Source organism: Actinocorallia sp. A-T 12471, assembly GCF_033875155.1.
In the GTDB taxonomy this organism is placed as follows: Bacteria; Actinomycetota; Actinomycetes; order Streptosporangiales; family Streptosporangiaceae; genus Actinocorallia.
On the sequence record NZ_JAWZTE010000003.1, the window covers coordinates 730441 to 755296 of the forward strand.

Below are 24856 nucleotides of genomic sequence, written 5' to 3' on the forward strand. Positions count from 1 at the left end.
GGTGGGGAGGGCTCCGGAGAGGGCGGGGGTTCTGGGCGGGGAGGCGGGGGCCGGGCGGGTGGGCCTGGAGTTGGGCTTCTTTGTCCTTGGGTGGGCGAATTGAGGAATCTGGGCGCGCGGACTGGCGTCGGGTGGGGGCGCTGGTGGGGAGGGTGGTCCTGGGGTCTGGGTGGGGTCTGTTGGTTCTGGGCGGGTGTGGTGGATCTGGGGGTCTCGGGCGGGGTTGTCGGCGGGCTTTGTTGGAGTTCTGGGCTGGGGGCCTGGGTGGGCCCTCGCGGTAGATGGGTTTGGCTTGCGGGGAGAGTTGGGTGGCTCGGAGGGGTTGGGGCAGAGCGGCGGGGTTTCCTGGATATGTAGCCCTTGAAGGCCCGGCGATGGGCCGGGGGCTCTGCTGCCTGGCGGATTGCGGCTTTGGTTCTTTAGTGCGGGGCGATGGGCGATGGGCTGGTTTTGTGGGAGGGCTGGGGTAGTGGGGACGGGCGACTGGGGTTGTGGCTTGGAAGGGAGGTTGGCGGGGGCTGGGTGAGGGTCTGGGCGGGGGCTTTGCTGGAGGGTCGGGGGGCTTTGGATTGGGGGTTGGGGTGGGTTCCTTGGGTGGGGCGGGGAGGGCGCTGGGTGGGTGGGGTTGTGGCTCGGGTTCTGGCTGCCTTCCTCGGCTGGGGTGGGAGGGCTCCGGAGGGGGCGGGGGCCTGGGTGGGGAGGTGGGGCCGGGCGGGTGGGCTTGGAGTTGGGCTTCTTGTCCTTGGGTGGGTGAATTGGGGAGTCTGGGCGGGTGGGGTGGTGTCGGGTGGGGGCGTTGGTTGAGCTGGGTGGGGAAGGGTGGTCCTGGGGGTTTGGGTGAGGCTGCTGGTTCTGGGCGGGTGTGGTGGGCCTGGGGGTCTCGGGAGGGGGTGTCGGCGGGCTTTGTTGTGAGTTTTGGGATGGGGGCCTGGGTGGGTCCTCGCGGTGGGTGGGTGTGGTTTGTGGGGGTAGGTGGCGGCTCGGGGGGTGGAGCAGGGCGGGGAGGAGGAATCTTCTGGGGATGTGGCCCTTGAAGACTCAGCGAAGGGTCGGGGGCTCTGTTGGCTGGGCGGGCTGTGGGTTTGGGTCTTTGTTGCGGGGCGATGGGCGATAGGGCTGGGGTTGTGGGATGGCTGGGGTTAGTGGCGGGGGTTGTGGCTTGGCGGGGAGGTTGGCGGGGGGCTGGGTGAGGGTGTGGGTGGGGGGCTTTGCTGGGGGTTGTTGGTGGGTGGTGGGTTTGGGTTGGGTGGGGGGGTTGTTGGGGGTGGGGTTAGGTGGGGCGGGGGAGGATTAGGGCGGGGGAGGGGATGGCGCGGAGGATTTTCATGGACATGTCGCCCATGAAGACTCGGCGGAGGGGGCCTGAGGTGCTGGAGGCGCAGACCAGGAGGTCGCCTTCGGTCCAGCCGGCGGAGTGGACGGCTTGGGCGGCGTCTCGGCCTTCGGCTACTTGGGTGATTACGTCGCGTTTGGTGAGGGTGCTGCCGGCTGCGGCTTCGCGGGCGGCTTGGGCCAGGTCGGTTTCCAGGGCGTCTACCAGGCGGCGGAGTTGTTGTTCGGCCAGGACGGCGGAGCCTTTGCCTCGGACGGGGGAGTCGACGGCGAAGGTGAGGAGGCGGAGGGGGATGCGGCGGCGGGCGGCGATGGCGGCGGCGGCCGCGACGGCGTGGGTGGACTCCGGGACGCGCAGGTAGGCGCAGGTGACGCGGTCGAAGGCGGTGACGCCCCGGTCGGCGAAGCCCTTCGGCGCGATCATGACGGGCACCGGCGAGCCGTGCAGGAGCTGGTCGGCGGTGCTGCCGAGCGAGATGCCGGTGCGCGGACCGCCCGGGGCCGACCCGATGACGACCGCGCGCGCCTTCACCTTCCGGGCGAGGGCGGCAAGCCCCCGTCCGCTCCCCCGCTGTGCCATGACGCGCAGGTCCGTCGGCTCGACCCCCCGCTCGATCGCGAGCCGCGCCCCCTTGGCCAGGACGTCCTGGGCCTGCTCCTCAAGGAACCGCTCCCACTCGGCGTCGACGTGCCCGGGCCCGGGCACGGCCGGCCACGCGGTCACCCGGACGTGCCCCAGGACGAGTTCGACATCAAGCCCCCGCACCGCGCACGCGCCCAACGCGATCGCGTCGGCTCCCCTGCGGTCGTCGATGTACCCGACGAGCACCCTGTCGGAGATCTTGTCCTTGTCGGCCGCGGCGGTCGCCATCAGCGCGTCTCCTTTGCGTCCCGCCGCAGGCGCGAGTGCCTGCGGCTGTAGCCGAAGTAGAAGGCGAGCCCGGCCAGCGTCCACAGGGCGAAGACGAGCCATGTGATCGAGCGCAGTCCCTGCATGACGTAGATGCAGAAGAACACGCCGAGGGCCGGGGTGAGCGGGTACAGCGGGGTGCGGAAGCTGCGCGGGAGGTCGGGCTTGGTGCGGCGCAGGACGATGACGCCGAGGTTGACGAGCGCGAACGCGAACAGGGTGCCGATGCTCGTCGCGTCGGTGAGGTGGTCGAGGGGGACGAGCGCGGCCAGGACGGAGACGAACAGCCCGACCGCGATGGTGTTGGCGACGGGCACCGACGTGCGCCGGTCGACGCGCCGGAACAGCGGCGGCATGAGCCCGTCGCGCGACATCGCGAACAGGATGCGGGTCTGCCCGTACAGCACGGTGAGGACGACGCTGGTGATGGCGATGACGGCCCCCGCCGACAGCAGCAGCGCCGGCCAGGTCGCCCCGGTGACCTCGGTGAGGATCGCCGACAGCGACGCCTCGGTGTCGCTGTCGAGCTCCTGCCACGGCATCGCGCCGACGGCGACGAGCGCGACGAGCACGTAGATGACCGTGACGATCGCCAGCGACAGGATGATCGCGAGCGGCAGGTCGCGTTTGGGGTTCTTGGCCTCCTCGCCCGCCGTGGAGGCCGCGTCGAAGCCGATGTAGGAGAAGAACACCTGCGACGCCGCCGCGCTCACCCCCGCGACGCCGAGCGGCATGAACGGCGTGAGGTTGCCCGACGTGAACCCGGTGAAGCCGACGACGATGAAGAAGACCAGCAGCCCGATCTTGAAGAACACCATCGCGGTGTTCACCTTGGCGCTCTCCGACGCCCCCCGGATGAGCAGCAGCGTCATCGCCGCGACGATGAGGACCGCGGTGATGTTGATGATGCCGCCCTTGTCGGGGGCTTGTGACCACGCGACGGGGATCTTGAAGCCGAACGCCTTGTCGAGGAAGTCGTTGAGGTACTGCGCCCACCCGACCGCGACCGCAGAAACCGAGACGCCGTACTCCAGCACAAGGCACCACCCGCACACCCACGCGACGAGTTCGCCCATGGTCGCGTACGTGTACGAGTACGAGGACCCCGACACAGGGATCGTCCCCGCGAGCTCCGCGTAAGACAACGCCGAGAACAACGCAGTGATAGCCGACAGAAGGAACGCCAGCACGACGGCCGGTCCGGCGAGCGGCGTCGCCTCCCCCATGACGACGAAGATGCCGGTCCCGAGGGTCGCGCCGACGCTGAAGAACGTGAGCTGGATCAGCGTCATCGAGCGCTTGAGGCCGCCGCCCTCGCCGTCGCCGCCCTCGCCGACGATCTGCTCGACGGGTTTGGTCCGCCACAGGCTGTGCCAGAAGGACGTCTCCACGCGGTCTCCCGAGGAAGGTGGGCAGGAAGGGCCGCCGACGGGGGCGCGCGCCACGCGTCCCCGTCGGCCGCTTCGCCGCTACAAGGTGCTGGCCAGCGGCCATGTGGCGTTGGGCGTGATGATCGTGCCGCGCACGCCCTGGAGGATCTCGGTGCACTGGTCGAGGCTGCCGATGGCGGCCATGTCGCCGGTGCGCTCGACGAACCCGCACGCCGCCTCGACCTTCGGCCCCATCGAGCCCGCGGGGAACTGCTCGGCGCGCAGCTCGTGCGGGGTGGTGTGCCGGATCGCCTCCTGCTGCGGCGTCCCGTAGTGGCGCAGCACCTCGGGCACATCGGTGAGGATGAGGAACGCGTCGGCTTCGAGCGCCTCGGCGAGCAGGGAGCCGGTGAGGTCCTTGTCGATGACGGCCTCGACGCCCTCCAGCTGCCCCTTCTCGTTGCGGACGACGGGCACTCCGCCGCCCCCCGCGCACACCACGATGACGCCCTGACGCACGAGCCCCCGGATCAGCCGCGTCTCCACCACGCGCTGCGGCACCGGCGACGGCACCACCCGCCGGTAGTGGTCCCCGTCGGGTCTGACGGCCCACCCGTTGGCCCGCGCGAGCTTCTCGGCCTCGTCCTTCGTGTACACCTCGCCGACGAACTTCGTCGGGTTCTGGAAGGCGGGGTCGGTGACGGACACCAGCGTCTGGTTGACCATCGAGACGATCTGCCGCCCCGGCAGCGCGTTCTGCAGCGCCTGGAGCATCCAGTAGCCGATCATGCCCTCGGTCATCGCGCCGAGCGTGTCGAACGGGTAGGGCCTGCTCAGGTTGGGGTCGTTGGCGCTCTCCAGTGCGAGGACCCCGACCTGCGGGCCGTTGCCGTGGGTGATGATGAGCTCGTGCGCGGCGGCGAGCGGCGCGAGCGACCGCACCGCGGTCATCACGTTGTCCCGCTGGACGTCGGCGTCGGGTTTCTGGCCCCGTTTCAGCAGGGCGTTGCCCCCGAGGGCGACGACGACGCGCATCGTCAGTGCCCCAACGTGGCGACGAGGACCGACTTGATGGTGTGCATCCGGTTCTCGGCCTCGTCGAAGACGATCGAGCGGTCGGACTCGAAGACCTCCTCGGTGACCTCGAGGCCGTCCATGCCGGTCTTCTGGAAGATGTCCTCGCCGACGACGGTCTCCCGGTTGTGGAACGCCGGGAGGCAGTGCATGAACTTGACGTCGGGGTTCCCGGTCATCTTCAGCACGTCGGTGTTGACCTGGTAGGGCCGCAGCAGTTTGACCCGGTCCTTCCACACGTCCTTCGGCTCGCCCATGGAGACCCACACGTCGGTGAGCACGAAGTCGGCCCCCTTGACGCCCTCGCCGACCTTCTCGGTGATCCGGATGTCCGCCCCGGTACGCGCCGCGACCTCCTTCGACGGCTTCACCACGAAGTCCTTGTCGGGCCACAGCTCCTTCGGCGCGACGATCCGGCAGTTCATCCCGGTGATCGCCGCCGCCGCGATGTAGGAGTTGGCCATGTTGAAGCGCGCGTCGCCGAGGTAGGCGAAGGTGATGTCGCGCAGCGGCTTGTCGCAGTGCTCGAGCATCGTGAGCTGGTCGGCGAGCATCTGGGTGGGGTGCCACTGGTCGGTGAGCCCGTTGTAGACGGGCACCCCCGCGTACTCCGCGAGCTCCTCGACGTTGTGCTGCCCGCTCCCTCGGTACTGGATCGCGTCGAACATCCTGCCCAGCACCCGGGCGGTGTCCTTCATCGACTCCTTGTGGCCGATCTGCGAGCCCGTCGGCTCGAGGTAGGTCGTGGACGCGCCCTCGTCGTGCGCGGCTACCTCGAACGCGCAGCGGGTGCGCGTCGAGGTCTTCTCGAAGATGAGGGCGATGTTCTTGCCCTGGAGCCGCCGCTGTTCCGAGCCGCTGTACTTGGCGGCCTTCAGGTCGGCCGACAGATCGAGCAGGAACCGCCACTCCTTGGGCGTGAAGTCCAGTTCCCGCAGGAACGAGCGGCCGCGCAGATTGAAACCCATGATGCATTCCCCCGAATGTCCCGTGGTCGGCCCGCCGTCAGTTCGCTTCGCGCTCCATGGGGCACGACATGCAGCGCGGGCCGCCGCGCCCGCGTCCCAGCTCGCTGCCCTTGATGGTGAGCACCTCGACGCCGTTGCGGCGCAGGAAGTTGTTGGTCGTGGTGTTGCGCTCGTAGGCGACGACGACGCCGGGCTCGAGGGTGAGCACGTTGCACCCGTCGTCCCACTGCTCGCGCTCGGCCGCCATGACGTCCTGGGTGGCGGTGAGCACCTTGATCTCGTCGATGCCGATGGCCCGGCCGATCGCCCGGTGCATGTCCTCCGGCGCGTGGTCGGTGACCTTCAGCTCCTTCTCGGTGTCGCCGGGCTCGATCGTGTACGACGAGAGCATCCCCATGCCCGCGTACTTGGTGAAGACGCCGGGGCTGATGTTCGTCATCACCGTGTCGAGGTGCATGAACGCGCGCGCCTTCGGCATGTTCAGCGCGACGATCTTGCGCGCCGACCCGGCCTTGAACAGGTTGTGCGCGAGCATCTCCACCGACTGCGGCTGGGAGCGCTCGCTCATGCCGATCAGCACCGCGCCCTCCCCGATGACGAGCACATCGCCGCCCTCGAGCGTCGCCGGGGCCGACACCGAGCCGTGGTTCCAGACGTGGAAGCCGCCCCGCTCGGGCCTGTCGTAGCCGGACGCGAACATCGGGTGGTACCGGTAGATCGCCTCCATGTTGGTCGTCTCGCGCATCCGCGCCTTCTTGCGCATCGCGTTGATGGACAGGCCGTCGTAGACCCAACACGAGGTGTCCCGCGTGAACAGGTGGTTCGGCAGCGGCGGCAGGACGAATGCGTCGATCTCCATCGAGTGGAAGGCGATGGACTTCGGCTCGGGCATCCGCTGGAGCATCTCGCGTTTGGTGATGCCGCCCGTCAGGGTCCAGCCGAGGTCGGTGTCGTCCATCGCGTCGAGCGTGTTGCGGATCGCGTCGGTGGCCAGCGGGCCGAAGAAGCGGTCGTCGATGATGTGGTCGAGGATGTGCTTCTTGGCCTCGGGGATGCCGATGGTCTCGCGCAGCAGGTCGGCGAGCATGTGGACGCGGATGCCGCGGCTCTCCAGCAGCTCGCGGAACTCGTCGTGCTCCTCCTTGGCGCGCTCGACCCAGAGCACGTCGTCAAAGAGCAGTTCGTCCTTGTTCGACGGCGTCAGCCGCTTCAGCGCGAGCTCCGGCTTGTGCAGCAGCACCTGCTTGAGCCGGCCGACCTCGGAATCGACGTGGAAGACCATGGGATTCCCTCCCTCAGAGTGTCTCGTCGCGGGTGACGGCACGGCGGCGCTCGCCAGGCCCGTACTCGCCGCGTTTTGCCTTGACCCAGATGTAGACGGGGACGCCGACCAGCATCATGAGCATTCCGTACAGGGCCGCGTCGGCCCCCGCGCCGTAGACGATCCACGCGCCGAACAGCAGCGCGAGCCCGGCGATGGCGAGGTCGCGCGCGAGCCGTCCCCGGTTGACCTGGCGGCCGCCGGTGACGAGCCAGAACAGCTGCGCCCCGGCCGAGAAGAAGTACGGGATCGCGGTGGTGAACGACGCGAGCAGCAGGATCGTGTCGAAGCCGTTCTCCGAGCCCAGGTAGGCGTACACCAGCATCAGCGAGGTGAGGACCGTGCCGAGCAGGATGCCGAAGACCGGCGCGCCGCGCCGCGACAGCCTGGCGAACGGGGTCGGGAACATCCTGTCCTGGGCGGCGGCCATCGGCATCTCGGCGACGAGCATCGTCCAGCCGTTCAGCGCGCCGATGCCGGAGATGACGGCGCACGCGGCCATCACCTTGCCCCAGATGCCGCCGCCGAACATGTTGTTGATGGCGTCGGCGAAGGGGGCGGTGGAGTTCTCCAGCTGCCCGGCCGGCACGGTGCCGAAGATGGCGAGGGTGGCGAGCAGGTACATCGCCGCGCAGGCCAGGACGCCGTAGATGCTCGCCTTGCCGATGTTGCGCGCCGGGTCCTTGATGCGCTCGGCGACGATCGTCACGCTCTCCATGCCGGAGTAGGCGAACAGGATGAGGCCCGCCGCGAGCGCGATCGCGTTCCACTGGGAGCCGCCCGTGGCGTTCCACTCGGGGAAGTTCGCGCCCTTGATGAAGAACAGGCCGACGATGCCGACGAACAGCAGCGGCGCGAACTTCAGGACGGTGGTGACCATCTGGAACAGGCCGATGTTCTTCACGCCGCTGAGGTTGACGAACGCCGGAATCCACAGGCCGACCAGGCCGATGAGGATGTTCTGGAGCGGGTTGTCGGCGCGCCACCCGAACAGGGAGTTCACATAGCCGACCCAGGCGAACGCGATGCCCGCGTTGCCGATCCACGCCGTCAGCCAGAACGACCACGCGACCCAGAAGCCGGCGAACTCGCCGAACGCGTCACGGGCGTAGGCGTAGGGGCCGCCGCCCGCGGGGATGCGGTTGCCGAGCCTGCCGAACACGACGGCGAGGGCGATCGCGCCGAGTGTCACCAGCAGCAGGACGAGGACGCTCACCGTCCCGATGGCGGCGAGCGACGACGGCAGCAGGAAGATGCCGGTGCCGACGATGTTGCCGATGACCAGCGCGATCGCACCCGGCAGCCCGAGTTTTCCCCCGGCGGAGACGTCACCGCCGCCGGTGTCCTCGGGCCCCGGCGCGGTCGCCCCGGACGCAGGCGGGCCTGCGTGAGCGCGCGGCTCCCCCATGTCGCCCCCCGAACTGACAGCGAGTCCCCAGAAAAAGGCTTCCGGTGGACAAGATTCCCGACAGGATCTGCCTCCCCGAAGGCTCAGGAACCGAAACTCTTCCTGAATTCCGACAAAAAGGGCGAAGATCTGGGAGCAATATCCGTATTGCCGGAGCCTTTAGGGGTGGGGGATTTCCGCTTGACCCTCGGGGCCGGGCGGGGGCCGTCGGGCGGCTACTCCAGGCGGAGGGAGTTCATCGAGCCGGGGGCCGGGGGCTCGTCCGCGCCGACCGTCATGCCGAACAGCGCGCCGAGGGCGATCAGGGCCGCGACGAGGGCCGCGGGCACCGCCGTCCAGCGCGAGGGCAGGCCCAGGGGGCTGACGTCGTAGCCGCCGAAGCGGTCGAGGCGGCGGGCGAACTCGGGGTCCTCGGCCGCGACGCGCCCGGCGAGTTCCGCCACCGCCGCGCGCTCCGCGGCGCTCAGCGGCACGTCCTCATGGGCCGTCTCCGGCCCCCGCTCCTGATCCATATGCGTTTCCCATGAATAGTCCCGAACGACCGGCGTCGACCGGTTTACCCGAACATGGGGAAACTTTCCAAAAAAGCGATCTCCTTCACTCGCCGCGCTGGGCGGTCAGCGCGTTCGCGCCGCTGACGATGTCGATCAGCTCGTTCGTCACCTCGGCCTGGCGTGCCTCGTTGGCGCGTCGGGTCAGCCGGAAGATCAGGTCGTTGGCGTTGTCGGTGGCCGCCATCATCGCCTGGCGGCGCGCGGCATGCTCGGACGCGGCGGACTCAAGGAGCATGTTCCAGATACGGCCGCGCACGTACTGCTGGATGAGCGCGTCGAGGACGTCGCCGATGGTCGGCTCGAAGTCATAGGTCGCGGCGGGGGCCTCACCGGGCTCGGCCTCGACGTCCTCGATCTCCAGGGGGAGGATGCGCCGGACCGTCAGCTCCTGGCTGATCATCGACACGAACCGCGTGTAGATGACGTGGACCTCGCCGACGCCGCCCTCGGCCGTCGGCGTGTCGAACCGCTCGACCAGCGTCCTGCCGATCTCGGCTGCGGTCGCGTAAGACGGCTCGGCGCTCTCGCCCGTCCAGTACCGCTCGATGGGACGGTGGTTGTACAGGAAGTTGTCTACGCCCTTCCCGCCGAACAGGTAGAAGACGACCTCCCTGCCCTCGGCCTTGAGCATCTTCTCCAGCGCGTTGGCGTGCCGCAGGACGTTGGCGTTGTACGCGCCGCAGAAGCCGCGGTCGCCGGTGATCATGAAGATCGCGACGCGTGACGCGTCGGGCTTGCGGTTCAGCAGCGCGTGGTCCTCGTGCACGTTGTGCGTCAGCAGCGCGCTGACCGCCCGCGTGATCTGCCGCGCGTAGGGCCGTGACGCGGCCTGGCGCGCCTGCGCCCGCGAGATGCGCGACGCCGCGATCAGCTCCTGCGCCCTGGTGATCTTGGCGGTCGCGCTGATCGAGCGGATCCTGCCGCGCAGCTTCCTAAGTTCAGCCCCCATATCTCAGACGGTGCCAGACGACGGCCCGCCCGGGGCGTCGGGCGGCGCGGAATTGGCCGTGTCCAGCACCGCTCCGACGTTCCCCTTTACCCGTGGCCCGTGCCTGAGCCCCGGAAGGCCGCATCTAGACTGCCTCGCATGGCAGAACCCCCCGCACTGGAGATCACCGGCCTGGTCAAGCGCTACGGGAGGACCGAAGCGGTGGCGGGCCTGTCCTTCACCGCGCGCAGGGGCGAGGTCACCGCCCTGCTCGGCCCGAACGGCGCGGGCAAGACCAGCACCCTGGAGATCTGCGAGGGGTACCGGAGCCATGACGGCGGGACCGTCCGCGTCCTGGGGCTGGCGCCCGGGGACCGCGCGCTGCGGGCGCGCGTAGGGGTGATGCCGCAGACGGGCGGGGTGCCCGGCACCGCCAAGGCCGGGGAGTTCCTGCGCCTCATGGCGTCCTTCCACGCCCACCCGCTCGACCCCGCCGCGCTGCTGGCGCGGCTCGGCCTCACCGAGCACGCCGCCACGCCCTACCGGCGGCTGTCGGGCGGCCAGCAGCAGCGGCTGTCGCTCGCCGCGGCGATCGTCGGGCGTCCCGAACTCGTCTTCCTTGACGAGCCCACCGCGGGCCTCGACCCGCAGGCGCGCCGCGCCACCTGGGACCTCGTCGGCGACCTGCGCGCGGCGGGCGTCTCGGTGCTGCTCACCACGCACTTCATGGACGAGGCAGAACAGCTCGCCGACCGCATCGTGATCATCGACCGGGGCCGGGTCGTCGCCGACGGGCCGCCCGCCCAGCTCACCGGGGCCGAGCACCAGCTGAGGTTCCGCGCCCGCACCGGACTCGGCCTTGACGAGCTGCTCAACGCCCTGCCCGCCGGAAGCGCCGCCAAGGAGTCCCCGGCCGGGCACTACCTGATCGAGGGCGAGGTCGGCCCCGAACTCCTCGCGACGGTGACGGCATGGTGCGCCGCCCACGGCGTCCTGGCCGAAGACCTGCGGATCGAGCGCCGCACCCTGGAAGACGTGTTCCTCGAACTGACCGGCAGGGAGCTGCGCGGATGACCGCCCCGGACCTGGCACTCGACCTCGCCCCGCGCCCGGCCGCCGCGCCGCTCGCCCGCATGGTCGCCGCACAGACCGCCTACGAGCTGAAGGCCGTGCTGCGCAACGGCGAACAGCTGCTGCTCACGCTGATCATCCCTGTGCTGCTGCTCACCGTGTTCAGCCTCACGTCGCTGCTCGACCTCGGCGAGGGCGCGCGGGTGGACTTCCTCACGCCCGGCGTGCTGGCCCTTGCCGTCATGTCGACGGCGTTCACCGGCCAGGCCATCGGGACGGGCTTCGAGCGGCGCTACGGCGTCCTCAAGCGGCTCGGCGCGACGCCGCTGCCGCGCTCGGGCCTCATCCTCGCCAAGACCCTCACCGTCGTGCTCGTCGAGCTGATCCAGGCTGTGGTGATCGTCGCGGTGGCGTTCACGCTCGGGTGGAACCCTTCGGGCAACCCGGCGGCGGCCGTGCTCGCGGTGCTGCTCGGGACCGCGGCGTTCAGCGGGTTCGGGCTGCTCATGGCCGGGACCCTGCGCGCTGAGGCGACGCTGGCCGCCGCCAACCTCGTCTACCTGCTGCTGCTCGTGCTCGGCGGCGTGGTGTTCCCGTTGGACAAGTTCCCCTCTGGTCTGGCGTCGGTGCTCGAGCTGCTGCCGATCTCGGCGCTGTCGAACGCGCTGCGCGCCGTGCTCGCCGACGGGGCCGCGCTGCCGGGCGGGCCGCTGCTGATCCTCGCCGTCTGGGCCGTCGCGGGGCTCGCGCTCGCCGCCCGTTTCTTCCGGTGGGAGTGAGCGCGCCGCAGGCGGGCGAGGCGCGGTCCGGGGGCATCCTCGGGCTCGGCTCGGTACCGCCGTCCCTGCTCGTGCTGTGCGGGATTCTGTCGGTCCAGATCGGCGCGGGCCTTGCCAAGGGCATGTTCGACAGGATGCCGCCGTCCTCGATCGTGGTGCTGCGGCTCGCGGCATCTGCGGTGATCGTGGGATTTGTCGTGCGGCGTCGGCTTTGGCGGGTCGTGCGGGGGGCGTCGCGACGGGATCTGGGCGCGGCGGCCGCGCTCGGCGGGTCCCTCGCCCTGATGAACTTCTCGATCTACCAGTCGCTCCAGCACATCCCGCTCGGCATCGCCGTCACGATCGAGTTCCTTGGGCCGCTGTCCGTGGCGGTCATCGCGTCGCGCAGGCCGCGTGACCTGGTGTGGGCGGCGCTGGCGTTCGGCGGGGTCGTCGCGCTGGCCCGTGACGGCGGTGACGTCAACGTCCCCGGGGTCCTGTGGGCGCTGCTGGCGGGGCTCGGATGGGCGCTGTACATCTACGCGGCGGCGGCCGCCGGACGGCGTCTGCCCGGCGCCACCGGCCTCGCGCTGGCCAGTGTGATCGCGACGGCGCTCGTCCTGCCGCCCGGGATCGTGGCGCTGCACGACGCCGGATGGTCGGTGCTGACGCCGGAGCTGCTCGCGCTGGGCATCGGGGTCGGGCTGCTGTCGTCGGTCGTGCCGTACACCCTTGAGCTTGAGGCGCTGCGACGGATTCCGCAGGGCGTGTTCGGGATCTTGATGAGCCTCGAGCCCGCCGTCGCCGCGCTCGTCGGGGTGCTGCTGCTCGGCGAGCACCTGTCGGCGGTGCAGTGGCTGGCGATCGGGGCCGTCATGCTGGCCTGCGCCGGAGCGACGCGGAGCGCGAGAAGCTGACCCGGGTCGGGCCACCGGAAAGGCGGTCCTACGATGAGGCCGTGGCAGTGACGACCGTTGACAAGAGCAGGACTCCGCTGGCCAGGGCGCGTGACGCCGTCTGGAACCCCACCACAGCCTCGCTGCGCCTGCTGGCGCTCGGCGGGGTCGTGGCCAACGCGGGAATCATCTTCACCGGGGGCGCGGTGCGGCTCTCGGCGTCCGGGCTCGGCTGCCCGACCTGGCCCAAATGCACCGGGGACAGCCTCATCCCGACCGCCCACCCGGGCCACTCGCCGCTGAACATGGCGATCGAGTTCGGCAACCGGATGCTGACCTTCGCGGTCTTGGCCGTCGCGATCGCGGTGTTCGTCGCGGCCCGGCGGCTGCGGCCGCAGCGGCCAGAACTCGTCGTGCTGGCCGCGCTCCAGCCGGTCGGGGTGCTGCTCCAGGCCGGCCTCGGCGGCGTCACCGTGCTCACCAAGCTGCACCCGGCCACGGTCTCGGCCCACTACCTGCTGTCCAGCGGCATGATCTTCGTCGCGTTCCTGCTGTGGGTCCGCGTCGGCGAGGGCGACGGCCCCGCCCACCGCATCGTCACCCCGGCGATCCGCTGGACCACCACGGCCCTGGTCTGGGCGACGATCGCCGTCCTGGCCGCCGGAACCGTGGTGACGGGCAGCGGCCCCCACGCGGGCGACGCCCAAGCCCAACGCTTCCCCTTCGAAATCGAAACCGTCGCCCGCATCCACGGCCTGACGGCCTGGCTAACAGTCGCCCTAGCCCTCGCCCTCGCCTTCCTCATGCACCGCACCCAAACCCCCACCCGCCCCCGCCAAGCCGTCCACATCCTCCTGGCCGCCCTGGTCGCCCAAGGCGCCATCGGCTACCTCCAGTACTACCTAGAAGTCCCCGCAGTTCTAGTCGGCATCCACCTCCTAGGCTCCGCCCTCCTCTGGATCGCAGTCCTCAACGTCCTCTACACCCAACGCATCCGCCCCGACGCCCCCCAAAAAGCCTGACCTCCGCCCCGCTCGCCTAGCGGCTCACAAGGCTCCGGGGGGCGGGCTCCGGCCGAAGGCCCTGACGCTTCCGGCTGCGCCGGTCACGGCCTCCGGCCCTACACAGCCGCGAGGGTTCCTCCTCAGCCGGGGCCACGGCCTTTGGGCGGAAGACCCCAGAGTGATTGGGCGCGTCGCCGTCTGGACTGGAGGACTTGGGAGCCGCCAGGCGAGCAAGTCCGGAGGGAAGACGTCGACTTCCCGGCGCCCAATCACCGCCGCGGCGGAGCCGTGGCAATAAGCAGGGCTTGGCGGGCCACCGACATGAGGTTTAGGAGTTCGGTGCGGCGGGTTTGGAAGTAGTCGGGGGCGATTACGCCGGCGTCCAGGCGTTTGTGGAGGAGGACCAGCTCGGTTGCGCCCAGTTGGTAGTCGGACATGGCTCGGGAGGCGCCTTTGCCGCCTATGCCCTTGGCCCAGCGGCGGGCGGCGCGGCGGCGTTGGATGTGGCCGAGCATGACGATGTCCTGGGGGGAGACCAGGCCCGTGGAGACGTAGGCGGGGAGGTATCTGCCCATCTTGTGGACGAGGGCGCGGCGCTCCATGAACACCAGGGCCAGCAGGACCAGCAGCAGACAGAAGTCAAGGACGTACACGACGGCCAAGCCGGTGAGGCCGTAGGAGGCCGCGCCGTTCCAGAGGGCGTGCAGGGCGATCGCGGCGAGCAGGCCCGCCACGACGGCCGGGACGCGGCCGCGCCGGTGGTTGGCCGCCCAGGCGACGCCGAGGCCCGTCATCGCCGTGAACAGCGGGTGGCCGAGCGGTGAGATCAGCCCGCGCAGGATGAACACCGCCTCGAGCTTGCCCTGACCGCCGTCGTCGATCGCCTGCATGTAGTAGGAGATGTTCTCCATCATCGCGAAGCCGAGCGCGACCATCGCGGCGTAGACGATCCCGTCGGTGATCCCGTCGATCTCGTTGCGCCGGAACCACAGCAGGACGAAGAGCACCGCGCCCTTCAGCGACTCCTCGACGACGGGCGCGCCGACCGTCGCGGTCCAGAACAGCCCCTGGTCGTCGCCGAAGAACGGCGCGGTGACATATCTGTAGCCGAGGGTATTCAGGATCAGCGCCCCGACGACAGCCACGCCCGCGCCCCAAAGGAACGCGAACACAAGGTCGCGGACGGGCTCGGGCTCAAGCCGGTCGAGCAGCAGCACCGCCGACAGCAGGATCGGCACCGGGACCAGGGCGAGCGCGAGGCCGACGAAGAAGTTGCCGCCCTGGCCGAGGAAGGCGAACAGGGCGAGCGTGGCCAGCGCGCAGGTGGAGGTGACGACCATCCCCACGATCAGCTTCACCGAAGGACGGCCGGGGGTCCGGCCGTCCAGGATCGCCTGGGGATCGAGGGTCGTCATGCCGCGAGAGTAGTCGACCGGTGGCCTGCCCGTTAAGGGGGCTTCCCCCTCGGGCGGCCGCCCGGTCACTGGAACAGGAAGTCGATCGCGACCGCGGTGAACAGCAGCGCGAGGTAGGTGTTCGACAGGTGGAAGAACCGCATGGGCCGCAGCAGCGCGCCGGTGAGGCCCTTGTTGACGCGGATCAGCAGCCGGTGCGCCTCGACCACGAAGATCAGGCCGAGCACCACCGCGACCGCCCCGTAGATGGCGGTCAGTCCCGCGGCGGGCCACAGGGCCAGCGAGCACGCGACGGTCGCCCAGGTGTAGATCACGCACTCGACGACCACGCGCTTGTCGGTGGCGACGACCGGCAGCATGGGGACGCCGGCGGCGGCGTAGTCCTCCTTGTAGCGCATCGCCAGGGTCCAGGTGTGCGGGGGCGTCCACAGGAAGACGACGCCGAACAGCAGGAACGGGGTGAGCGCGAGGGACCCGGTGACCGCGCCCCAGCCGATCAGGACGGGCATGCACCCGGCGATGCCGCCCCACACGATGTTCTGCTTCGTGCGGCGCTTGAGCACCAGCGAGTAGACGAAGACGTAGTAAAGGATCGCGAAGACCGACAGCGCGGCGGCCAGCACGTTGACCGTCAGGGCGAACCCGACGGTCGACAGCACGCCGAGCGCGACGCCGAACACCAGCGCCGAGCGCGGGCTCACCTGGTGACGGGCCAGCGGACGGCGTCGGGTGCGCCGCATCTTGGCGTCGATGTCGCGGTCGATGAAGCAGTTGATCGCGTTGGCGCTGCCCGCCGACATGGTGCCCCACACCAGCGTCACCAGGACGAGGCCGAGGTCCGGGACGCCCTTGGCGGCCAGGAACATGGCGGGTACCGTGGTGATCAGCAGGAGTTCGATGACCCGCGGCTTGGTGAGCGCGATGTAGGCGCGCACCTTCGCGCCGAGCGTGAGCGGCGCCTCCTGGCCCTGCGCCCCCACGGGGATAGGGGCGGCGTCCGCCTCGACGAGGGCGTCCGCGCCCTGGCCCGCCCGGTTACTGAGCACCGTCACAACTGGAAAGCCTTCTGCTCAACTGACCACTCGACTGGACTGCGGACGCCCCTGGCGACCGCGGGTCAACTGTAGTGCCGCCTCCGGCGGGGTCCATCATCGGGTGCGTGTTTCACCTGTCGCCTCCCCCGCACCGGTGACCCACGCGACGTGTTGGACACGGAATGATCGGGCATGTGCTCGGTGTTCGTGACCAACGGGGTCGATTGGTTTAGACCAATCCATGCGACGGCCATAATGAGTAGGCTCGCAGAGATCAGCGCCTCGGGCACGGGCGTGGTCGACCCGATTACCCAAGAAACTTGTGGAAGGACCGACGTTCTCCGGTGACTACCGACAATCTCACTCTTGACTGGTCCGAGCTTGACGACCGGGCCGTGGACACCGTCCGGGCCCTGGCGATGGACGCCGTCGAGAAGGTGGGCTCAGGGCACCCGGGCACCGCGATGAGCCTGGCTCCGGCCGCCTACCTCCTGTTCAACAAGGTGCTCAAGCACGACCCCGCGGACCCGGCGTGGCCGGGCCGCGACAGGTTCGTGCTGTCCTGCGGCCACTCGAGCCTGACGCTGTACATCCAGCTCTACCTGTCCGGCTACGGGCTTGAGCTCGACGACCTGAAGGCGCTGCGCACCTGGGGCAGCAAGACTCCGGGCCACCCCGAGCACGGCTTCACCGTCGGCGTGGAGACCACGACCGGGCCGCTCGGCCAGGGTCTGGCCAACGCCGTCGGCATGGCGATGGCGGCGCGCCGCGAGCGCGGCCTGTTCGACCCGGACGCGCCCGCCGGCGAGTCCCCCTTCGACCACACCATCTGGGCGTTCGCCTCCGACGGCGACATCCAGGAGGGCATCAGCCACGAGGCCAGCGCGATCGCGGGCCACCAGCGGCTGGGCAACCTCGTGGTGGTCTGGGACGACAACCGCATCTCCATCGAGGACGACACGCAGATCGCGATGTCGGAGGACGTGCTGGCCCGCTACGCCGCCTACGGCTGGGACACCGTCCGGGTGGACTGGCTGAAGACCGGCGAGTACGTCGAGGACGTCAAGCGGCTGTACGAGGTGATGCAGGCGGCCAAGCGGGAGACCGGCCGTCCGACGTTCATCGCACTGCGCACCGTCATCGGCTGGCCCGCGCCGAACAAGAAGGACACCGGCAAGATCCACGGCTCCGCGCTGGGCGCCGACGAGGTCGCGGCCACCAAGAAGATCCTCGGCCTCGACCCCGACAAGACCTTCGACGTCGCGCCGGAGGTGCTCGAGCACGCCCGCAAGGTCGTCGACCGCGGCGTCGCCGAGCGCAAGGCGTGGGACGAGAAGTACCAGGCGTGGCGCGCGGCCAACCCCGAGCGCGCGGCCGAGTACGACCGCATCGCCGAGCGCCGCCTGCCCGAGGGCTGGACGTCCAAGCTTCCGGTCTTCCCGGCGGGCAAGGACCTGGCCACCCGCGCCGCGTCCGGCGAGGTGCTCTCCGCGATCGGCCCGGTGCTGCCCGAGCTGTGGGGCGGCTCGGCCGACCTTGCGGAGTCCAACAACACGACGATGAAGGGCGAGCAGTCCTTCATCCCGCTGGAGTTCCAGACCAACGACTGGAAGGGCGGCCCGTACGGCCGGACCCTGCACTTCGGCATCCGCGAGCACGCCATGGGCGCGATCCTCAACGGCATCGCCCTGCACGGCGGCACCCGCCCCTACGGCGGCACCTTCCTCGTGTTCTCCGACTACATGCGCCCGTCCGTCCGACTCGCGGCGATCATGGAGTTGCCGGTCACCTACGTGTGGACCCACGACTCCATCGGCCTTGGCGAGGACGGCCCGACCCACCAGCCCGTCGAGCACCTGTGGGCGCTGCGCGCGATCCCCGGCCTCAACGTGGTCCGCCCGGCCGACGCCAACGAGACAGCCGTCGCGTGGCGTTCGATCCTCGAGCGCGGCGACAAGCCGTCGGGCCTTGCCCTGTCGCGCCAGAAGCTCCCGGTGTTCGACCGCGAGGTCCTCGCCCCCGCCGACGGCACCGCCAAGGGCGGCTACGTCCTCGCCGAGGCCGACGGCGGCACGCCCGAGGTGATCCTCATCGCCACCGGCTCCGAGGTGCAGATCGCGCTGGCGGCCCGTGACGTCCTGCAGGCCGAGGGCACGCCCGCCCGCGTGGTGTCGATGCCGTGCGTCGAGTGGTTCGAGGAGGAGGACGAGACCTACCGGCACGAGGTCCTTCCCCCGGCGATCCGCGCGCGCGTCTCGGTCGAGGCCGGCGTGAACCTCGGCTGGCACCGCTTCGTCGGCGACGCCGGCGTCTCGGTGAGCCTCGAGCACTTCGGCGCGTCGGCCGACTACCAGACCCTCTTCGAGAAATTCGGCTTCACTCACGAGGCCGTCGTGGCCGCGGCCCGTGAAAGCCTCGCCAAGGCCAAGGGATGAGTTGAGAACCGTGACTGACAACCTGAAGAAGCTCTCCGACGAGGGCGTCTCGATCTGGCTCGACGACGTGAGCCGCGAACGCCTGCGCACCGGCAACCTGGCCGCGCTCGTCAAGGACAAGCACATCGTCGGCGTCACCTCCAACCCCTCGATCTTCGCCAGCGCGCTGAGCAAGGGCGACGCCTACGACCAGCAGCTGCGCGAGCTGGCCTCGCGCGGCGTCGGCGTGGAGGAGGCCGCCCGCACGATCCCGTCGGTCGACATCCGCTGGGCCTGCGACGTGCTGCGCCCGGTCTACGACCGCACCGACGGCGTCGACGGCAGGGTCTCCATCGAGGTCGACCCGCGCCTGGCCCGCAACACCGAGGCGACCATCGCCGAGGCCAAGGCGCTGTGGTGGCAGGTGGACAGGCCGAACCTGTTCATCAAGATCCCGGCGACCCGCGAGGGCCTGCCCGCGATCACCGCGACGCTCGCCGAGGGCATCAGCGTCAACGTCACGCTGATCTTCTCGCTCGAGCGCTACGGCGAGGTGATCGACGCCTACTTCGCCGGGCTCGAGCAGGCCCGCGCGAACGGCCACGACATCAACGAGATCGAGTCGGTCGCGTCGTTCTTCGTCTCCCGCGTGGACACCGAGATCGACAAGCGGCTGGAGAAGCTCGGCAAGCCCGAGCTGAAGGGCAAGGCGGGCGTCGCCAACGCGCGTCTTGCCTACGAGCTGTACGAGCGCAAGTTCGCCTCCGACCGGTGGAAGGCCCTGGCCGACGCCGGGGCGCGGCCGCAGCGTCCGCTGTGGGCGTCCACCGGCGTGAAGGACCCCGCGCTGCCCGACACGCTGTATGTGACCGAGCTTGTCGCGCCGGGCACCGTCAACACGATGCCGGAGGCGACCCTCGAGGCCGCCGCCGACCACGGCGTCGTCACCGGGAACACCATCGCGGGCACCTACGAGGCGGCGCACGCGCTGTTCGCCGAGCTGAAGGCCGCCGGGGTCGACTACGACGACGTCGTCCGGGTGCTCGAGGACGAGGGCGTCGACAAGTTCGAGGTGTCCTGGAACCAGCTGCTCGACACGATCAAGGCCGAGCTGGAGGACAAGGCGTGACCACTGTCGTCACGGCGGCGGCTGGCGTTTCGGTCACCGTGCGCGGTGACGCCGTCGAGGAGACCGAGACCGTGCTGCAGCGGCTCGCCTCCGACGGCGTCCCCGCCGCACTTGCGGCCAAGAGCGCCCAGCTGTGGGGTCCTGACGCGGTCGAGGAGGCGAGCCGGCGGCTCGGGTGGCTTGACCTGCCCCAGACGTCGCGCGCGCTGGTGGAGCCGCTGGCGCGGCTCGCCGAGGAGTACCGGGCCGAAGGGCTCGACCGTTTTGTGCTCGCGGGCATGGGCGGCTCCTCCCTCGCGTCGGAGGTGGTGTCCAGGACGGCGGGCGTCGAGCTCGCGGTCCTCGACGGCACCGACCCCCGCCAGGTCGCCCGGACGGTCGCCGACCGGCTGGCGCGGACCGTGGTCGTCGTGGCGTCCAAGAGCGGCGGCACCATCGAGACCGACAGCCACCGGCGGGTCTTCGAGCACGCCTTCCGCGAGGCGGGGATCACCGGCGACGCACTGCGCCGCAGGTTCGTGGTGATCACCGACCCCGGCTCGCCGCTGGAGAACAGCGCGCGCCAGGCCGGATACCACGTGATCCTCTCCGACCCGGACGTCGGCGGCCGCTACAGCGCGCTGTCGGCGTTCGGGCTCGTCCCGTCGGGCCTCGCGGGGGCCGACGTCGGGACGCTGCTCGACGAGGCGGCGGCGCTCGCGCCGTCGCTGCGTCAGCCGTACGACAACCCGGCGCTCGCGCTCGGCGCGGCGCTGGGCACCGCGGCGTCGGCGGGCCGCGACAAACTGCTCATCGCCGACGGCGGCTCGGGCGTCTCAGGGTTCGCCGAGTGGGCCGAGCAGCTCGTCGCGGAGTCCACCGGCAAGGAGGGCAAGGGCATCCTGCCGGTCGTGGTGGAGGGCGTCGAGGCCCCCGGCTTCGCGCCCGCGCCGGACGTGCGCGGCGTGGTGCTCGGCGACTACGAGTCGGCCGCCCTGACCGTGAAGGGGCCGCTCGGCGCGCAGTTCCTGCTGTGGGAGTACGCGACGGCGGTCGCCGGGCGGGTCATCGGCGTCAACCCGTTCGACCAGCCCGACGTGCAGGAGTCCAAGGACAGGACGGGCGCTGTGCTGGCCGCCTACGAGACCGAGGGCGAGGCCGCGCTCGACGACGGCGCGCCCGATTTCGTGGAGGGCGCGGTGGAGGTCCACGCGGGCGGCGCGTTCGCCGTCCCGCCCGCGAGCCTCACCGAGGCGCTCGACGCCCTGCTCGGCGCGGTCCCCGACCGCGGCTACCTCGCCGTCATGGCCTATCTCGACCCCGCGGGGGACGACGCCGAGGCCGCGGGGCTGCGCGCGCTGCTGACGCTGCGCGCCGAACGGCTCGGCCTGCCGCCCGCGCCCGTCACGTTCGGGTGGGGGCCGCGTTTCCTGCACTCCACGGGCCAGTACCACAAGGGCGGCCCGCGCAACGGCGTCTACCTCCAGCTCACCGGGACCGCGCCCCTCGACGTGCCGATTCCCGGACGCCCCTACACGTTCCGGACCCTCCAGCTCGCGCAGGCCGCGGGCGATCTGCGGGCGCTGCGCTCGCGCGGACGACCCGCGGTGCGGCTGCACCTGCGTGATCGCGCCGAGGGACTGGCGCAACTGCTCGACGCACTGAAAAACTGAACCTGGCGGCGGACTGCCTACCCACCGGGCGCACAGCTCCCGCCGTCGCAAGACCGGTCGATCCCCTCCTTGACCGCAATGGACACCACGAACGCAGGAAAGGGACGGGCATGCCTTCGCCCGCAGAACTGATCGGGATCGACGGGAATCCGCTCCGCGATCCCCGCGACAAGAGACTTCCCCGCGTCGCCGGGCCGAGCGTGCTCGTGCTGTTCGGCGTCACCGGGGACCTGTCGCGCAAGAAGCTGCTCCCCGCCATCTACGACCTGGCGAACCGCGGACTGCTGCCGCCCGGCTTCTCGCTCGTCGGCTTCGCCCGGCGCGACTGGGAGAACCAGGACTTCCGGCAGGTCGCCTACGAGGCGGTCAAGCAGCACGCGCGCACCCCCTTCCGGGAGGACGTGTGGCGGCACCTGTCGGAGGGGATGCACTTCGTCCCCGGCGAGTTCAGCGACCCCGGCGCGTTCGACACGCTCGCCCTGGCCGTCAAGGAGCTCGACGAGACGCGCGGCACCGGCGGGAACTACGCGTTCTACCTGTCGATCCCCCCGAAGTTCTTCGACGTCGTCGTGGAGCAGCTGCAGCGCAGCGGCCTGGCGGAACGTTCCGAGAACAGCTTCCGCAGGGTCGTCATCGAGAAGCCCTTCGGCCACGACCTGAAGAGCGCGCGTGAGCTGAACAACATCGTGCACCGGGTCTTCCCCGAGGAGTCGATCTTCCGGATCGACCACTACCTCGGCAAGGAGACCGTCCAGAACATCCTCGCGCTGCGGTTCGCCAACACCATGTTCGAGCCGATCTGGAACCGGTCGTACGTGGACCACGTGCAGATCACCATGGCCGAGGACATCGGCATCGGCGGCCGCGCGGGCTACTACGACGGGATCGGCGCGGCCCGCGACGTCATCCAGAACCACCTGCTCCAGCTGCTCGCGCTGACCGCGATGGAGGAGCCGACGTCGTTCAGCGCCGAGGCGGTGCGCGCGGAGAAGGCCAAGGTGCTGTCGTCGGTCAGGCTGCCCGAGGGCGACCTGGGCAAGGCGACCGCGCGCGGGCAGTACGCGGCGGGCTGGCAGGGCGGCGTCGACGTCAAGGGCTACCTGGAGGAGGACGGCATCCCGTCGAACTCCACCACCGAGACCTACGCCGCGATCAAGCTGGAGATCGACTCGCGGCGCTGGGCGGGCGTCCCGTGGTACCTGCGTACCGGCAAGCGGCTTTCGCGCCGCGCCACCGAGGTCGCGATGATGTTCCAGCGCGCCCCGCACCTGCCGTTCTCGCACACCGAGACCGAGGAGCTGGGCCAGAACTCGCTGGTCTTCCGCATCCAGCCCGACGAGGGCATCACCATGCGGTTCGGCTCCAAGGTGCCCGGCACCGCGATGGAGGTCCGGGACGTGAACATGGACTTCGCTTACGGGGAGTCGTTCACCGAATCCTCCCCCGAGGCGTACGAGCGGCTGATCCTCGACGTCCTCATCGGCGACCCGCCGCTGTTCCCGCGGCAGGAGGAGGTCGAGCTGTCCTGGCAGATCCTCGACCCGGTCGAGGAGTACTGGGCCGAGCACGGCCGTCCCGACCAGTACAAGTCAGGCGGATACGGGCCGAAGTCGTCGGACCTGATGATGAAGCGCGACGGCCGCGCGTGGCGGAGGATCTGACGTGAACATCGACCTCACCGCGACCACCACCCGCCGCATCCAGGAGGCGCTGACCCAGGCCAGGCACCAGATGGGCGGCCCTGCCGTCGGCATGGTGCTGACCCTGGTGATCGTCACCGACGAGTCGGCGCAGTACGACTCGCTGCGCGCGGCCACCGAGGCGGCGCGCGAGCACCCTTGCCGGGTCCTCACCGTCATCTCCCGTGACGCGCGCGGCAGCTCGTCCCGGCTCGACGCCGAGATAAGGATCGGCGAGACCGGGCCCGGCGAGACCGTGCTCCTGCGCATGTACGGTCCGCTCGCCCAGCACGCCGACTCCGTCGTGGTGCCACTGCTCGTGCCGGACGCCCCCGTCGTCACCTGGTGGCCGGGCCAGGCCCCGGCGCACCCGTCGGAGGACCCGCTTGGCGCGCTCGCGCAGCGCCGCGTCACCGACGCCTACGCCGGCATGGACAGGCTCGGCACCCTCATCCAGCTCGACCAGTCCTACACGCCGGGAGACACCGACTTCTCCTGGACGAGGCTCACCCCGTGGCGGACGCTGCTGGCGTCGGCGCTCGACCAGGAGACCCCGCCGATCCTGTCGGCCGAGGTGCAGGCCGAGCCCGACAGCCCGAGCGCGGAACTGCTCGCGGCGTGGCTCGGCGGACGGCTGAACGTCCCGGCGTCCCGGACGATGTCCACCGGGCCCGGCATCACCGCCGTCGTCCTGCAGACCGGGGAGGGCCCGATCTCGGTCACCCGCCCCGACGGCAGGGTCGCCACGATCTCCCGGCCCGGCCAGCCCGACCGGCAGGTCGCGCTGCACCGCAGGCCCATGTCGGAGCTGCTCGCCGAGGAGCTGCGGCGGCTCGACCCCGACGAGATCTACCACGACGCGGTCTCCCGGTTCGACCGGCAGTACACGTCGGTTCCTCCCGAAGCCTCCCCTGAAGACCCCCCGAACGGAACGCGCTCGCGCACGCAGCGCAAGAAGGCGGGGTCATGAACGCAGCACCCAGGGTCATCGTGCACGAGGACGCGCGCCTGCTCGCCAGGGCCGTCGCGGCACGGCTGATCACCAGGATCGTGGACGTCCAGGCCGAGCGGGAGACCGCGTCGGTCGTCCTGACCGGCGGGACCATCGGGATCGCGCTGCTGGCGGAGGTCGCGGCGGCGTCGGCCCGCGACGCCGTCGACTGGGCGCGGCTCGACGTGTGGTGGGGGGACGAGAGGTTCCTTCCCGAGGGGGACCCGGAACGCAACGAGACGCAGGCGCGGCAGGCGCTGCTCGACCTCGTGCCGCTCGACCCGTCGCGGGTGCACCCGATGCCCGCGTCCGACGGGCCCGACGGCGACGACGTCGAGGCGGCGGCCGCCCGGCACGCCGCCGAACTGCGCGAGGCGGCAAGGCCCGAGACCGCGAGGTCGGACGAGCTGGTGGAAGCGCCCTCGTTCGACGTGCTGCTGCTGGGCGTCGGCCCCGACGCCCACATCGCGTCCCTGTTCCCCGGCCTGCCCGGCGTCCTGGAGGACAAGCTGACGGTCGTCGGCGTCCACGACTCGCCCAAACCGCCGCCCATCCGCGTGTCCCTGACCGTCCCGGTCATCCAGGCGGCCCGCGAGGTGTGGGTCATCGCGGCGGGCGAGGGCAAGGCCGAAGCCGTCGCCCTCGGCCTCTCCGACGCCTCACCCTCAACGGCCCCCGTCGCCACCGCACGCGGCCGCGAAACGACCCTCTACCTCCTGGACCGCGACGCCGCCTCCCACCTGCCCTAACACCCAAATCCCTCGCAGTCCCTCCGGGCCTGCGAGGGATTCCCCTTCCAGAACCCAAGCCCCCAAAGCCAACACCCCCTCTTAGGGACCAAACCTCCCCCGCAGGGAGCACGCTCTCGCGCTCTCCCCGCAAGGGGTGCGCTCTCCCCGCAAGGGGCGCGCTCTCCCCGCAAGGGGCGCGCTCTCCCCGCAAGGGGCG

General features: G+C 70.6%; 20 protein-coding genes. 10 read left to right on the plus strand and 10 right to left on the minus strand.

Features of this window, described 5'->3' with window-relative positions; all coding sequences use genetic code 11:
• Nucleotides 1–1270 precede the first annotated feature (1270 nt).
• From R9X44_RS12270 to R9X44_RS12305, 8 genes are all read right to left on the minus strand, one after another.
• On the minus strand, nt 1271–2203 hold the full coding sequence (locus R9X44_RS12270) for a universal stress protein (protein WP_319814197.1): 933 nt from the start codon (nt 2201–2203) through the stop codon (nt 1271–1273).
• Complete coding sequence (locus R9X44_RS12275; protein ID WP_319814198.1) at nt 2203–3633, minus strand: amino acid permease; 1431 nt, start codon at nt 3631–3633, stop codon at nt 2203–2205. Before R9X44_RS12275 ends, R9X44_RS12270 begins: the two co-directional genes overlap by 1 nt.
• 78 nt (nt 3634–3711) lie before the next feature.
• A complete protein-coding gene (gene arcC, locus R9X44_RS12280) occupies nt 3712–4647 on the minus strand; it encodes a carbamate kinase (protein ID WP_319814199.1) in 936 nt (311 codons plus the stop codon).
• Nucleotides 4648–4649: 2 nt separating this feature from the next.
• Nucleotides 4650–5654 carry an ornithine carbamoyltransferase gene (gene argF, locus R9X44_RS12285; protein WP_319814200.1) on the minus strand — a complete coding sequence of 335 codons (1005 nt, stop codon included), beginning with the start codon at nt 5652–5654 and terminating at the stop codon, nt 4650–4652.
• A gap of 37 nt (nt 5655–5691) precedes the next feature.
• Nucleotides 5692–6936, minus strand: coding sequence for an arginine deiminase (locus tag R9X44_RS12290; RefSeq protein ID WP_319814201.1), 1245 nt, complete (start codon nt 6934–6936; stop codon nt 5692–5694).
• Nucleotides 6937–6949: 13 nt separating this feature from the next.
• Nucleotides 6950–8383 (minus strand): amino acid permease, encoded by a 1434-nt coding sequence (locus R9X44_RS12295; protein ID WP_319814202.1) that lies wholly within the window; start codon nt 8381–8383, stop codon nt 6950–6952.
• 215 nt (nt 8384–8598) lie between these two features.
• Nucleotides 8599–8895, minus strand: a complete 297-nt coding sequence (locus tag R9X44_RS12300; protein ID WP_319814203.1) for a DUF3040 domain-containing protein — start codon at nt 8893–8895, stop codon at nt 8599–8601.
• Nucleotides 8896–8980: 85 nt separating this feature from the next.
• Nucleotides 8981–9886: a F0F1 ATP synthase subunit gamma gene (locus R9X44_RS12305; RefSeq protein ID WP_319814204.1), complete on the minus strand. Its 906-nt coding sequence runs from the start codon at nt 9884–9886 to the stop codon at nt 8981–8983.
• Nucleotides 9887–10024: 138 nt separating this feature from the next.
• Here R9X44_RS12305 and R9X44_RS12310 point away from each other — a divergent pair, with 138 nt between their 5' ends.
• Genes R9X44_RS12310 through R9X44_RS12325 form a run of 4 tightly spaced genes read left to right on the plus strand, consistent with a single transcriptional unit; the run spans nt 10025 to nt 13612 of the window.
• Complete coding sequence (locus R9X44_RS12310) at nt 10025–10939, plus strand: ABC transporter ATP-binding protein (protein WP_319814205.1); 915 nt, start codon at nt 10025–10027, stop codon at nt 10937–10939.
• Entirely contained in the window at nt 10936–11715 is a 780-nt protein-coding gene (locus R9X44_RS12315; RefSeq protein WP_319814206.1) for an ABC transporter permease, read from the plus strand. The genes R9X44_RS12310 and R9X44_RS12315 overlap by 4 nt, the downstream gene beginning before the upstream one ends.
• Complete coding sequence (locus R9X44_RS12320) at nt 11712–12611, plus strand: EamA family transporter (protein ID WP_319814207.1); 900 nt, start codon at nt 11712–11714, stop codon at nt 12609–12611. The genes R9X44_RS12315 and R9X44_RS12320 overlap by 4 nt, the downstream gene beginning before the upstream one ends.
• Nucleotides 12612–12652: 41 nt before the next feature.
• Entirely contained in the window at nt 12653–13612 is a 960-nt protein-coding gene (locus R9X44_RS12325) for a COX15/CtaA family protein (RefSeq protein ID WP_319814208.1), read from the plus strand.
• 251 nt (nt 13613–13863) lie between these two features.
• Here R9X44_RS12325 and R9X44_RS12330 read toward each other — a convergent pair whose 3' ends face one another.
• Both R9X44_RS12330 and R9X44_RS12335 read right to left on the minus strand, forming a co-directional pair.
• Nucleotides 13864–15009: a PrsW family intramembrane metalloprotease gene (locus tag R9X44_RS12330; protein ID WP_319814209.1), complete on the minus strand. Its 1146-nt coding sequence runs from the start codon at nt 15007–15009 to the stop codon at nt 13864–13866.
• A 65-nt stretch (nt 15010–15074) separates the two neighbouring features.
• On the minus strand, nt 15075–15995 hold the full coding sequence (locus tag R9X44_RS12335) for a heme o synthase (RefSeq protein WP_319814231.1): 921 nt from the start codon (nt 15993–15995) through the stop codon (nt 15075–15077).
• Between the two features lie 467 nt (nt 15996–16462).
• Here R9X44_RS12335 and tkt point away from each other — a divergent pair, with 467 nt between their 5' ends.
• The 6 genes from tkt to pgl all read left to right on the plus strand — a co-directional run bounded on the left by tkt (nt 16463) and on the right by pgl (nt 24657).
• Entirely contained in the window at nt 16463–18478 is a 2016-nt protein-coding gene (gene tkt, locus R9X44_RS12340) for a transketolase (RefSeq protein ID WP_413774940.1), read from the plus strand.
• Nucleotides 18479–18488: 10 nt separating this feature from the next.
• Entirely contained in the window at nt 18489–19586 is a 1098-nt protein-coding gene (gene tal / locus R9X44_RS12345; protein WP_319814211.1) for a transaldolase, read from the plus strand.
• Nucleotides 19583–21238 carry a glucose-6-phosphate isomerase gene (locus R9X44_RS12350; protein WP_319814212.1) on the plus strand — a complete coding sequence of 552 codons (1656 nt, stop codon included), beginning with the start codon at nt 19583–19585 and terminating at the stop codon, nt 21236–21238. Before tal ends, R9X44_RS12350 begins: the two co-directional genes overlap by 4 nt.
• Nucleotides 21239–21348: 110 nt before the next feature.
• Complete coding sequence (gene zwf, locus R9X44_RS12355; RefSeq protein WP_319814213.1) at nt 21349–22899, plus strand: glucose-6-phosphate dehydrogenase; 1551 nt, start codon at nt 21349–21351, stop codon at nt 22897–22899.
• A gap of 1 nt (nt 22900) precedes the next feature.
• Nucleotides 22901–23887 carry a glucose-6-phosphate dehydrogenase assembly protein OpcA gene (locus R9X44_RS12360; protein ID WP_319814214.1) on the plus strand — a complete coding sequence of 329 codons (987 nt, stop codon included), beginning with the start codon at nt 22901–22903 and terminating at the stop codon, nt 23885–23887.
• Nucleotides 23884–24657 carry a 6-phosphogluconolactonase gene (gene pgl, locus R9X44_RS12365; RefSeq protein ID WP_319814215.1) on the plus strand — a complete coding sequence of 258 codons (774 nt, stop codon included), beginning with the start codon at nt 23884–23886 and terminating at the stop codon, nt 24655–24657. The genes R9X44_RS12360 and pgl overlap by 4 nt, the downstream gene beginning before the upstream one ends.
• Nucleotides 24658–24856 lie beyond the last annotated feature (199 nt).

Bases quoted from the DNA above. Each gene is read 5' to 3' on its own strand.
- R9X44_RS12270 (WP_319814197.1), bottom strand. From the start codon at position 2,203: ATGGCGACCGCCGCGGCCGACAAGGACAAGATCTCCGACAGGGTGCTC.
- arcC (WP_319814199.1), bottom strand. From the start codon at position 4,647: ATGCGCGTCGTCGTCGCCCTCGGGGGCAACGCCCTGCTGAAACGGGGC.
- argF (WP_319814200.1), bottom strand. From the start codon at position 5,654: ATGGGTTTCAATCTGCGCGGCCGCTCGTTCCTGCGGGAACTGGACTTC.
- R9X44_RS12290 (WP_319814201.1), bottom strand. From the start codon at position 6,936: ATGGTCTTCCACGTCGATTCCGAGGTCGGCCGGCTCAAGCAGGTGCTG.
- R9X44_RS12295 (WP_319814202.1), bottom strand. From the start codon at position 8,383: ATGGGGGAGCCGCGCGCTCACGCAGGCCCGCCTGCGTCCGGGGCGACC.
- R9X44_RS12300 (WP_319814203.1), bottom strand. From the start codon at position 8,895: ATGGATCAGGAGCGGGGGCCGGAGACGGCCCATGAGGACGTGCCGCTG.
- R9X44_RS12305 (WP_319814204.1), bottom strand. From the start codon at position 9,886: ATGGGGGCTGAACTTAGGAAGCTGCGCGGCAGGATCCGCTCGATCAGC.
- R9X44_RS12310 (WP_319814205.1), top strand. From the start codon at position 10,025: ATGGCAGAACCCCCCGCACTGGAGATCACCGGCCTGGTCAAGCGCTAC.
- R9X44_RS12315 (WP_319814206.1), top strand. From the start codon at position 10,936: ATGACCGCCCCGGACCTGGCACTCGACCTCGCCCCGCGCCCGGCCGCC.
- R9X44_RS12330 (WP_319814209.1), bottom strand. From the start codon at position 15,009: ATGACGACCCTCGATCCCCAGGCGATCCTGGACGGCCGGACCCCCGGC.
- tkt (WP_413774940.1), top strand. From the start codon at position 16,463: ATGGACGCCGTCGAGAAGGTGGGCTCAGGGCACCCGGGCACCGCGATG.
- zwf (WP_319814213.1), top strand. From the start codon at position 21,349: ATGCCTTCGCCCGCAGAACTGATCGGGATCGACGGGAATCCGCTCCGC.
- pgl (WP_319814215.1), top strand. From the start codon at position 23,884: ATGAACGCAGCACCCAGGGTCATCGTGCACGAGGACGCGCGCCTGCTC.